Origin of the sequence: Portibacter lacus (assembly GCF_021533215.1) — a bacterium.
Classification (GTDB): domain Bacteria; phylum Bacteroidota; class Bacteroidia; order Chitinophagales; family Saprospiraceae; genus Portibacter; species Portibacter lacus.
On the sequence record NZ_JAJNKA010000004.1, the window covers coordinates 108,247 to 121,208 of the forward strand.

Here is a 12,962-nt window from a genome sequence, read left to right on the forward strand (position 1 = left end):
CATATTAACGCCTAATTATTTTCCGCATTCTCAAGGTTATTTTCCTTGTATTCTTTCGGGCTCATGCCGAATTCTTTTTTGAAAGCCCTAGAAAACGAATTCGGTAAATCGTAGCCTACTCTATAAGCGATTTCAGAGATATTAATATCATTACCGATCAGCAAATCTTTTGCCCGTCTTAGTCTGAATGATTTCAATAAGTCAACCGGTTTCTTTCCTGTTAACTGCTTTATTTTACGAATAAAGTGCATATGACTTAAGTGTACCATCTTACACATCTGGTCTACATTAAAATCAGAATTCTCTATGTTTTCCTCCATTATAGAGATGGTTTTCTGCATTAATTCTTCATCTGGCGAGGTTAAATTTAGTTTTTGCGGCGTCAGCATGAAATCCCTTATGATGCTAGATTTCAATATTTCTCTCTGATCTAATATATTGGCAACTCTTGAAAGAAGTAAATTGGGACTAAATGGCTTGGTAATATACTCATCTGCTCCATGAACATACCCCTCTATTTCGTTCTCTTCCAGCACTTTAGCTGTTAGTAAAATAACAGGAATATGAGAAGTGGTAAGGTCTGCTTTAATTTTTTCACAGAATTCTAAACCGTTCATCTTCGGCATCATGACATCGCTTATGATCAGATCAATAGAAAGTTCTTTCGCTTTTTTAAGACCTTCCAGTCCATTAAAAGCTTTCGTAACATCGTATTTATTCTCCAATAATGATCCAACATATTGAATCATATCAGGATTATCCTCAACAAGCAATATTTTTTTTCTTGATGCAACATTTAAGCTGTGTAAAGTAGACTGAAGCTCATTCTGTACTTCAAAAGAAGTAAACAACATATCTGCTTCTTTCTTCGCTAAGTGAAAATCATAACCATGATATTTAGCCAATTCAATGTTATCGATTTTACTAATTAGCGGGAGATAAAGCACGAACGTCGTCCCCTCTCCTACTTCGCTAAAAACTTCTATATCTCCTTCCATCACTTCCATTAACGCTTTCGTATAAGCTAGTCCTATTCCTGTCCCTGTTCCATTCGTCGTGTGATTTCCTTTAGTAAAAAACCGATCATAAATGTGTGCGAGATCTTCTTCACTAATGCCCTCACCAGAGTCTTGAACCATGATTTTCATGTAGGATTCATGAGCATTTAGCGAAGAGTTATAATCATACGAATTGCTTAATTTAATCTGGATTGCCCCTCCATTTGGCGTATATTTGAACGCATTAGAAATCAAATTAACCAAGACCTTCTCTAGTTTATCAGTATCAATAGCAAAGTAATTTCCATCTAAGTCATATTCGAAACCTAGTAGAATTTCTTTTTCAATTGCTAGACTATCATAGAAAGATACAATAGACTTTAAGAACATTGGTAGATCCAATGTTTTCCTATTGATTTCAAGATTGCTATTCTCTAATTTTCTCATCTCTAGTAATTGGTCAATGAGTTTTAATAGTCTGCTTAAATTTCGCTGTATAACTTGATATAGCTTCTCTTTCTGCAAAGTGGTCAGATTTTGGCTATGATGAAATAGCTGCTGAATAGGTCCATTGATCAATGTCAAAGGAGTTCTAAGTTCATGGGAGATATTGGTAAAGAACCCAATTTTCGCATTTGAAAGTTCTTCAATTTTCACTAGCATCAATTCCAATTTCTCTTTTTGGCTTTCGATCTCATTGTTCCTTTCCTCTAGGTTCTGATTAGTGATTTCTAAGGCTTTAGCTTGAGATAAATTTTTCTTTTGCTGTTTTAAGATTTCCATATTCTGCGCCCTAATCTGACTACTTTTAAACTTTAGTTTTTCATTGACACTCTGCAAAGACTTGTTAAGTGCTTCTAATTTTTTCTTCTTAGTAATAATTCTATACTCATAAATTGCCAATACACTTGCAAATGCTAACATCAACAAAATGAACCAAGTTTGCTTCCATATAGGAGGTAAAACCCTAAACTGCATAACTGCTGGTGAAGGATCTACATTCAAGTCTAGATCTCTACTTCTTACTTTTAACTCATGCCTACCATTCGACAGACTTACAAAAGTATATTGCTTATCATAAGTAAACGGCGACCACTCTCCACCATTCAGACTATAAGAATACATCAAATTATCGTGAGCCGTTTGTTCAAAATAATCTCTTCCACTCCAGTTGATGACAGCATTTCCCTCTGGTGAAATTTCATCATCTAACATAAATATTTCCGTTTCTGGTGGGTTAATATCAGGCTTATACCGGTACGCTAAAAAATCTGAACTATTATTTTGATTGGATTTATTATGTGAAAAAGCCCTTCGCTTCCAAGCTCTTTTAGACTTATTAATCCACAAAGTTCCATTTCGATCGTGTAACAATTGCCCACCTTCGAATTCCATATTAAGCTCAGCAGGAAATATATTTTTCACCCAACTTTCACCATTAAACCTTGAAATATCATTATCGGTTGCCACATAAACTGTTGTAGAATCAATGGCATCTATGCTTATAATCGTATTCCCAGCAAGTCCGCTAGACTTATCATAATGATTCCATTCTTGACCATCAAATGTGAATACGCCATAATATCGAGATCCAGCAAAGAATAATCCATTATTACTATAAGCCACATTGACAAATTGCTGAAGCTGCTTATCTAATGGTTTCTTCCATTCCTTTCCATCAAAACTATGCAGACTACCACCTCCTATCCATATTCTACCATCTCCAGACTGTCCGATACCATAAACATTAGATTGGCTTAATCCATTGGCAAGTCCAGGATAATGAATCCACTTTTCTTTTTCATCCGTGTTAGTTCTATATTTCAGAAGCCCAGCAAATTGCCCTTTCTCCGTTTCAGCATCTACAGCAGCACCGAACCATATATTACCATCCTTATCTTCAAAAATTGACCTATAATCTATGCCCCAAGACAGATATGGATGATCTTTTCTTACCCATTTGCCATCAACTAAGACGGCAGTCGAGGCAATTCCTTGATGAGAACCAGCTGCCCATATTTCACCATTTCTGGTCTGGATAATTCTAATGGGTGCGTCCATTAATCCGTCCTTGGCCGAATATGCATACCATTTAGTGCCGTCCTGAAAAACTACTTTTCCATTGACATCCAGAAACCAATCTTCCCCTAATTTATTCTGAAATTGAAAATTTAATTTGTCATAAGTAACCCACTGATCTGTTGAAAAATCTAAGTAATACACTTTTGACTTGTTACCTGCTACCCAGATATAATTCCCTTTACTTTTATGCAGCATTACCTGATTCGCAGGGATGGGATGTAGTGGAGCTAGATAGACTGACCACTTTTTATTTTTGTAGGTGTATAATTTCCCGAGGGAACCTATCCATATAGTCCCATCCGTACTTTCGACGATATCATTCATGTATTCATCACCACCAAGCTCATCATTTAGCTTCAGATAAGACCATTTCCCTTCTTTATAAATAGAAATTCCTGTTTTATAAGTAGAGTTGATAATCCATATTGCACCATCATGTGCTTCTAAAAATTTTTGAGATTCTCCAAGCTTAACTCTTTCTGTAGAAGCGAAAATTTCATAATTTTTGATCTGGCTTAATTCAAGATTCTCCCTAGAAAACCTCAAAATTCTACCTTGTTCATTTTCGAGCGTGAAACCAATCCATATTTTCTGATGCTGATCCTCAAGAATATCTGAGACATTTCTAAAATCTTCATTAGGTAGAAATTCATGCGGCAAGGCTATAACTTCTACATCATGCAAGAGGCTTTGCAAAGTAGACTTTTTAGCTTCTGATGTGTAAAGACGATTCGTTTCACCTAAGATCAGAAATCCCCTATTACAAGTTGCTGCAACCAGATTATCTTCTAGCAACTTCAGGTTATTAAAATCAAATGAAAGGTTGCTAGGTGTAACAAAAATCTGGGTCCATACTTTACCATCATACTTATAAATCCCGCCAGTGGAAGCCGCGTATGCATTATTGTTATTATCAACTATAACTTGTTCTATAGGAGAAGATATAAAACCATTCTCTTCATTGTGAATTTTCCAATTATAACCATCATATTGATAAACTCCACCGTTCGATGCTACCCAAACAGATTTATTAGGCCCTTCATAAATATCTCTGACACCCAATCCTTCTAGTTCGGGAAACTGCTTCCATCGCCAAGACTGGGATAATGGATTAACTTCTTTCGGTTCATATAACTCTTGCGAGAATAAAGTCTGAAAACAGAAAAGCACTAGTAAAAATGAAATGATGCTATTTTTTACTTCCATAAATGATTAATCGTGAAAAATCAATTTCGCCCCAATTTTATAATCAAAAAACCAAAGGCTGCATTATTTATAGTAAATTATAAAAGTTTGCTTTTAATCCATAATAATAGGTCGAATATTAAAGAAATGGGAAAAAATGCTATTGAATTGTTATAAAATGAATAGGTCCCGAATGCTGCAAATTCTAATTTACAGCAATATAAATTGTCAATATGCGCCTCAGCACTCTTCGTCGTTTTATAACATTAATCTTTATTTTATTCACCTTTTCTATTTCAGGTCAATGTGATGCTCGCTTCAATGCAATCGTATCTTTAGATAATAGTGGAGATTACACTTCCATACAAGAAGCCATTAATGCATCAACAGGTAGCCAAGCTGAGCCATATACCATTTTTATTAAGGATGGCATCTATGATGAAAAGTTGTATTTTGAGAAAAGCTATATCACATTAGTTGGTGAAAGTAGAGACTCAACGATTATCACGACTGCAGTGCTTAGGAGATCATGGAGAGAAACCAACGATTCAGACTGGGGAGCAGCTACAGTAAATATTGCAAAGGATGTTACTGACCTTACGTTTGCACATCTGACCATACGAAACAATTTCGCTGACGTTTACCCTGATTTCCCTAATCCAAATGATCACACTTTTGCCATGAGGGGCGGTGGTCACAGAATCATCACCATCGATTGCAATATTATATCCACTGGTGGCGATACCTTAAGTCTCTGGAATACAGATGGTGGAATGTATTATCATAAATCATGCTTTTTCACTGGGTATGTTGACTTTATTGCGCCGAGAGGCTACTGCTATATGGAAGATTGTACATTTTACGGATATAATTCAACAGCAAGTATATGGCATGATGGAAGCGGTGGGGAAGATCACAAGCTCGTTATCCAGAATGGGACATTCGATGGGAAGGTCGGATTCGCATTAGGAAGATATCATCGTGATGCTCAATTTTACTTGCTCAATTGTACTTTTTCTGAAAACATGAAAAATCAGGAAATTTACTGGGAAGGCAAAAACGAAATCACTTGGAGTCCTGATAGAAAATATTACTATAACAATCATAGGCCACAATTTGACTGGACATGGTATAAAGATAATCTACACGAAGCGCCTGGAAATCCTAAAGAAGATGATATTAATGCACTTTGGACATTTAATAATGAATGGGATCCAGAAAGTAAAGTCTCCCATTTATTACCTGCTGCCTCTTTTCCTACTCCAGAAAAAAATGCATGCTTTTCAAGAGAAGGAATATTAGCCTGGATTCCCGGCAGATGTGCTGAACAACACCTTATTAGCCTAGGAAAAATGGGAGAGGAATTAAAAATTATCGAATCAACTGAAATTAGCAATTTTGCAATATCAGGACTAGAAGAAAATACGACTTATCAATGGCGAATAGATGAAGTTTTCGGGCAAGATACCGTCAAAGGTTCTGTATGGAACTTTCATACTGAAAAAACAGCTGATAATTTGCCAAACATAGCGTATGCACCTCATCCAGAAAACATGGCGGCGTATGATGAAAATCTAGTGAGACTAGAATGGAAATATGATCATTGCACAGTGGATTCATTTCTTGTCAACTTTGGCAAAGATCCAGATAATCTTGAATACAAAGGAACCCAAAAAAACAACTATTATATCGCTACGGAAAAGAAAAGTGACACCATTTATTATTGGCGTATTGATAGTAAGAATGAATATGGAATAGAAGAAGGTGAGACATGGTCTTATACTTATGATCCAACAACATCCCAAGTTATCCAAGAAAAACATTCTGGCTTCTTCATTCGTAAAGCTAGTCCGAATCCGTTTTCAGATACCTGTTCAATAGAATATGTATTACCCAATTCAGGAGATGTTAGTATTTCTGTTTTATCTCAAGATGGAAAATTAATTCAGCAACAGTTCATCGAAAATCAGCAAGCTGGTGATCACACCTATAGGTGGAATAATAAAGGTATTCGTGGGTTCTATGTCTTTAAAATTGGCTTTCAAAATCAAGAAAGAATTACCAAACTCATTAGCCAATAGGAGTCCATTTTTATCGAGAAGATTACACTAATTATTAACATATAATTACTAAACATGTACATAAAGAAACTTACTTTTTTAGGTCTTTTTCTGATATCAATTTCAGGAGCAATTGCGCAGTCAGGCCCCGTAGGCTGGGCAGCTGCCAATGGTGGGACCACAGGCGGACAAGGTGGTGAAGTCGTTACACCCACATCTCGAAATGAATTTGCTGCTTTTTGTGCGTCGATAGATCCGTTGATTATCAAAATAGAAGACACGCTGGAATTAATACTCTATGAACGAATCAGTGTCAATGCTAACAAAACGATCATCGGAGCAACAACCAATGCCATGCTAAGATATGGAGGCTTAGAAATTAATGGCAGAAACGTCATTATTCGCAATTTAATTATTAGCGATTCTTATGATGGAGACTGGGATGGAAAGACAAACAGTACCGATGCCATAACTATACAATCCGAAAATGTGTGGGTAGATCATTGTTTGCTGGCGACAAGTGCCGATGGACTTCTAGATGTAAGAAGTTCAAGCGCGTCAAACATTGGCAATTATGTGACAGTATCTTATACTAGATTCATGGATCACAACAAAGTATCGTTAATCGGCTCAAGTGATAATTCCACTCAAGATCGTGATCATCTAAAAGTAACCTTTCATCATTGTTGGTTCGACGGAACAGTGGATAAAGGATTAAATCAAAGACTTCCAAGAATAAGATATGGAGACATCCATTTATACAATAATTACTTCGAAGATGTTGCATCATATTGCATTCTTGCAAGACTAGAAAGTGATGTGGTAGTCGAAAGGAATTACTTTCGAAATTCTCTTAATCCCCATAGTCTGGATGATTTTGGTCTCGGGGTGAAAGATCCAGAGTTAGTAGCAATAGATAACATATATGAGTATAGCAGTAGTGATCAGAAAACTAATGGAACAGCCTTTAACCCTTCAGATTTCTATGATTACTCGGTAGATAGTACGCGATTAATTCCTGCTATTGTAATGAATGAAGCAGGCCCATTCAATAAGTCTACCAATACAGATCCTATTGCTGTAGAGGATCGATATCTGTTAGAAGTTGGCGATCACTCTTTTGATATGGATGTGATCGAAAATGATACGGATGAAGACGGAGATCAGTTATTCTTAGCAGGCATAAAGAATAAACCGGAGGGTGTAATTTTAATACGGTTTAATAAACTAAGGTATATCGGAGGATTTGATCCTTTAACACCTGATACAGTCGTCTATCAACTAGTAGATACTCATGGCGGCTATTCTGAGGGATTGCTAATTGTTGATTTTGCGGAATTATCCAGTGTAAATACAAAATTAATTAAAGACGAAATTGACATATACCCAAATCCTGCACAAAATAAATTCACCATTGAGTTTGACAATAATGATCTCCAAGTAGAAAATATTTCTCTAATAGATGTGAATGGATCCCAAGTGCACTTTTCAGCTCATGAAAGCGGCCAAAACAAGATTAATATTCAGACTAAAAATCTACCCGCGGGAATATATTTTGTTTCCATTCCAACTTCAAAAGGAATAATGATCAAGAAAATTCAAATTACCAAATAAACAGAGCGTGAATACTAGAAAAAAAAAGAAACAAATCTCGTCAAATCGCCATGTATAAAGGATAATGTTAATTCATGAATGCATAATGTTAAATCTTGCATAGTGACTTTTTGTTCCAAAACAACCATGATCCATTAGATTTGCATAGACGATATTTTGTAAGCACAAGAAGACAAAGAATAATATTTTATGACAAATTTTTATTGCAAAATTACATACTGCCTAATTACAATCAGCCTCTTTTTTGCTGAGTCGGCTATTTCACAAAATACAGTTAAAGGAATTGTAAAAGATGAAGTAGGCGAATCGTTAATTGGCGTAAATATTTTAAGCCAGAATGCTGGAACTGGGACTATTTCAGATTATGATGGTTCTTATTCCATTTCCGTCCCTAATAACGATACTTTGATATTCTCTTACCTAGGTTATGAATCGCAGAAAATTGCGGTTAATAACAGTACAATCTTGGATGTCGTCATGATAACCCAAGCTAGTAAATTAGATGAGGTAGTTGTCGTCGGATACGGAACGATGAGAAAGAGTGATGTTACTGGATCCATTATTTCCATTAGAGATGAGGCGTTAACAGATGTAAAATCTGTTAATGTATTTGAATCTTTACAAGGTCGAGTGCCAGGAGTTGACATTTCAAGAGATAATGGACGAGCTGGATCAGGAATCGATATCCTTGTAAGAGGTGAGCGTTCATTAAGAGCCAATAATGCACCGCTAGTATTAGTAGATGGGGTTCCATATGGTGACAATGTTGATATTCCATCAGAAGATATAGAATCTATTGAAATTTTAAAGGATGCATCATCCACTGCTGTATATGGTTCTCGTGGTGCGAATGGTGTCATCCTTATTACAACTAAAAGAGGTACCCAAGGAAAATCAAAGGTAAATTTCTCAATGTATCACGGAGTATCTGAAGCTTTTTCTAAGGTTCCAGTATTTGACCGAGAAGGATATATCAAGGCGAAAATAGATGCAAAGAGAGACATCGAAGATTGGGAAACAGATCCTGCTATTCAAAATGCATTCCTAGGAGACGAAGTTCGAGGTGTAGAGGAAGGTATTTTCACAGACTGGCAAGATGTAGTCACGAAACCAGGTAGCCAGTCAAGTTACTACCTAGGATTCGAAGGAGGTGGAGAAAGAAACTCATACTCTACTTCATTCAATTATTTTTCTGAAGATGGGGTCGTTGTAGCAGATGAATTCAAGAGGTATACTTTTAGACTTAACTTAGATAGCAAAATAAATAGCTATTTCAAAGTTGGTAATTCTACTGTTTTCACTTTTAGAGAAAGAGATGGGAACGGGCCTAATTTCACAAGTGCTATTAAAAGCTCGCCGATCACGGAAGCTTATGACAGTTTAGGGAATTACATTTATCAACCAAACTTCGCCAACCCAAGAAAAAACCCACTTGCCAATATAGATGATATTAGTGCGCAAAGATCTGGTCGTTTTTTCAGTACCTTTTACGGAGAAGTAAAGCCGACAAAGCACATTGTTTTTCGTTCCAATTTCAACTTTGATTTAAGTGGAAATAGGAATGGTTATATGTACCCTCAGAAAGTGCCTACAGAAGGTATTACAACTTCAGGTGTCAACTTAGGTTACAGCTCTGGTTTTCTTTGGAATAATATACTTTCTTATTCTAATGATATAGGAATTCACAGATTTTCAGGGACGTTAGTTCACGAAGTACAATCAAAAAGAAATGAACGATATGAACTAGCTGGACAAGAACAATTATTCGAAAGACAATTATGGTACAATCTAAATACAAATGCTAGTCAGACCACATTTAGTAGTTTGAACGAGACGGCTCTAGTTTCATTTTTAGGAAGAGTAAATTATACTATAGCAGACAAGTACACTATTAATTTTTCTGGAAGATATGATGGTGCATCGCAATTGAGTCCAGGAAACAAATGGGATTTCTTTCCTGCAGCTTCTATAGCATGGAGGATTAAAGAAGAATCGTTTTTAACAAACTTATCTGTGATCTCTGATTTGAAATTGAGGGTTGGATTTGGATCATCTGGAAACGCGTCCATTGATCCGTACTCTACTGCAGCAGCGCTGAACACCAACCCTCTTTTTTATGAATTTGGAGAACCAGGTGCGGAAGAAGGTATATTAGGATTTAGACCTGTAGCACTGGCAAGTTCTTCACTAAAATGGGAAAGAACTCAGCAAGGAAATATCGGGCTGGATTTTGGATTATTTAACAATAGAATTTCAGGGTCTTTTGATATCTACCAGGGATATACAGATCGACTTTTACTACAAGACCAACTCCCACCAACTTCAGGTTTTGACAATGTCTATGTCAATGCTGGAAAGACTAAATCTTGGGGTTATGAGATTTACTTACAAACCTTTAATGTTAATACATCGAATTTCAAATGGAATTCAGTCTTCTCATATGCTTCTTCGAAAGAAGAGATTGTAGAATTGACTTCTGGTCTAAGAAGAGATGAAGGAAACTTATGGTTCGTAGGTGAACCCCTAAGTGTTGTTTATGATTTCGAGAAAACAGGCATCTTTCAGTATGGAGATGAATCAGATCCTACATTCACAGCAGTAGGTGAAATAAAAGTAAAAGATCAAGATAACAATGGAGTAATTGATTTTGATGATCGAGTGATACTTGGAGCTAGAAGACCAGACTGGATAGGAAGCATGATCAATACATTTAAAGTATATGACATTGACCTAACGGTTAACCTATTTGCTAAATGGGGACAGTTTATCGATGCAAGTGCTTATGATTTTGATCCTAGAATGCTCGACAACTTACTAGCAATAGATTATTGGACACCTAATAATCCTACTAACTCCTACCCTAGATTAGATGCAAGTAGAGCTGAATTACCATATGAGTCTACCCTTTCATATGCAGATAATTCTTACATAAAAATTAAGAATATCACCCTTGGGTACACGCTACCAAAAAGCTTAATTAGCAATATAAAAGTTTCAAAACTAAGAGTTTATGCAAGTGCAAGAAACCCATTCATAGTGTATTCAAGCTTATTAGAAGGATTAGACCCAGAGCGAAATGGTAGTACCTCATGGCCTTTATCAAGGTTATGGTTATTCGGAGTTGATCTATCCTTCTAGGTAAAATAAAGAGACAAAAATTAATAAACAAAATCTGCTTCAGAGAGCAGCATAAAAAATATAAAGTAATGAAAACATCAATATTCATACTTCTTTTATTATTAATCATGGGCACAACAGGTTGCGAAAAATTCTTAGAAGAGAATTACTTAAGTGGTGAAAATTCCACTTCTGCCATTTCTTCAGAAGAAACTTTCGAGTCATTAATTGCAGCAGCCTATGTATCCCTAAGGGCATATTATGGCAAAGAAAATGCTTGGGACCTTACAGAGGCCGGAACTGACCTATATACTTGGGGATTAGATAATCGTTCTCAAGGATTTTGCACATACGCTTCCTTTACAACCTCTGAAGAACAAGAACGGATGAAGGCTATGTGGAGAGAGATGTATAAAGCACTTAATACCTGCAATTTGATTTTGGCCAATATTGATGATGTTCCGTATTCAGATGAAGGGAAAAGAGCAGAACGAAGAGGGGAAGTTAGTTTTTTAAGAGCTCACTATCTATGGTTAATTTCTGAAATCTGGGGTGGTGTTCATTTCACAACAGAACCATCAGAAGAAGTAAGTAGATCGGCTAATAGAACACCAGTTTCTGAATTTAGAGCTCAGATTGTTACCGATCTTGAAGTTGCACTAGCTAATTTACCCAATGAACGAGACCCTGCAAACTATGGTCGAATTACTAAACCTGCTGCAGAAGCTTTTCTGGCAAGAGTGCACTTGTATGCAGAGAATTACGAAAAAGCATCCTTACATGCACAGAATGTAATTAACAACTATGAATTTGCGCTATTAGATGACTGGTCACAGATCTGGAGTATTGACAATATAAAGAATGATGAAGTTATCTGGGCGGTAAATTATTCTTCGGACCCGATTACAACTCAAGCTGGTTTTACGGATGAAAATGGAAATTTATATAATTCTACTGGAATTATTCAGAGATTAGGAGGACACACAGGTCATGTCATGTATGAAATACGATACGAGAATCTTGGATGGGGACTTGTGAGAGATGTAGAAAATGGTCGTGGATTCCAGAGATGGGCACCGACTAAACACTTTATTGATTTATACAATGAAGATATCGACGAACGTTTCTATGGTTCGTTTAAAACAGTATGGAAAGCTAATGATGTTGCTGCTTCTCCAAAATGGAAACCTTTCGTATTTGTAGAGGGTGTAAAATTTGATGTGGAAAGAGAATTATGGGCTCAACCGATATTTGCAGTTGGTGATACTTCTATCATTTTCTCTAAAAAGCCTGTCCCTGAATCTGAAAAAGGGAAATTCTCTCCTAATGATATCTTTTACATTGACCCTGTGAAAGCAAATATCATCATAGATATCAATGATATGTATTTACCTGATGGATCTCTAAATGATAATGTTATTAATAGACAATTCTACTTTCCTATTTCAAAAAAATATGAGGACCCTACCCGATTAGAACTTAGTACAGAATACAGTAAAAGAGATGCATTTGTTTTCAGAATATCGGAAATGTACCTCATCGCTGCTGAGGCCGAAATGAAACTTGGCAATATGGATGCAGCCACTGATATGATGAATACTTTAAGAAGAGCAAGAGCTGTAGAAGGAAAAGAAGATGAAATGCTTATCACCTCATCTGATCTCAGCATTGATTTTATACTAGATGAAAGAGCAAGAGAATTAGCAACTGAATTTCAGAGATTTTTTGATCTTAAAAGGACAGGAAAACTAGTGGAAAGAATACAAGCCTATAATCACGATGCGGCTCCTAATATTCAGGACTATCATGCCATACGATTTGTACCTCAAAGTCAAATTGATGCCATGGTCGATGGAGCTAGCTATCAAAATCCTGGATATTAAAAATTAACGAATATTTACAAATT

The 12,962-nt window shown here is 36.2% G+C and carries 5 protein-coding genes; 4 read left to right on the top strand and 1 reads right to left on the bottom strand.

The window, feature by feature from the left end; translation table 11 throughout:
* Positions 1–11: 11 nt before the first annotated feature.
* Positions 12–4,286: a hybrid sensor histidine kinase/response regulator transcription factor gene (locus L2586_RS08065; RefSeq protein WP_235292359.1), complete on the bottom strand. Its 4,275-nt coding sequence runs from the start codon at positions 4,284–4,286 to the stop codon at positions 12–14.
* Between the two features lie 212 nt (positions 4,287–4,498).
* Here L2586_RS08065 and L2586_RS08070 point away from each other — a divergent pair, with 212 nt between their 5' ends.
* The 4 genes from L2586_RS08070 to L2586_RS08085 all read left to right on the top strand — a co-directional run bounded on the left by L2586_RS08070 (position 4,499) and on the right by L2586_RS08085 (position 12,939).
* Positions 4,499–6,346: a pectinesterase family protein gene (locus L2586_RS08070; protein ID WP_235292360.1), complete on the top strand. Its 1,848-nt coding sequence runs from the start codon at positions 4,499–4,501 to the stop codon at positions 6,344–6,346.
* A gap of 54 nt (positions 6,347–6,400) precedes the next feature.
* Positions 6,401–7,939 (top strand): T9SS type A sorting domain-containing protein, encoded by a 1,539-nt coding sequence (locus L2586_RS08075; RefSeq protein ID WP_235292361.1) that lies wholly within the window; start codon positions 6,401–6,403, stop codon positions 7,937–7,939.
* 189 nt (positions 7,940–8,128) lie between these two features.
* Complete coding sequence (locus L2586_RS08080; RefSeq protein ID WP_235292362.1) at positions 8,129–11,077, top strand: SusC/RagA family TonB-linked outer membrane protein; 2,949 nt, start codon at positions 8,129–8,131, stop codon at positions 11,075–11,077.
* A gap of 68 nt (positions 11,078–11,145) precedes the next feature.
* Entirely contained in the window at positions 11,146–12,939 is a 1,794-nt protein-coding gene (locus L2586_RS08085; RefSeq protein ID WP_235292363.1) for a RagB/SusD family nutrient uptake outer membrane protein, read from the top strand.
* The last annotated feature ends 23 nt before the right edge of the window (positions 12,940–12,962 follow it).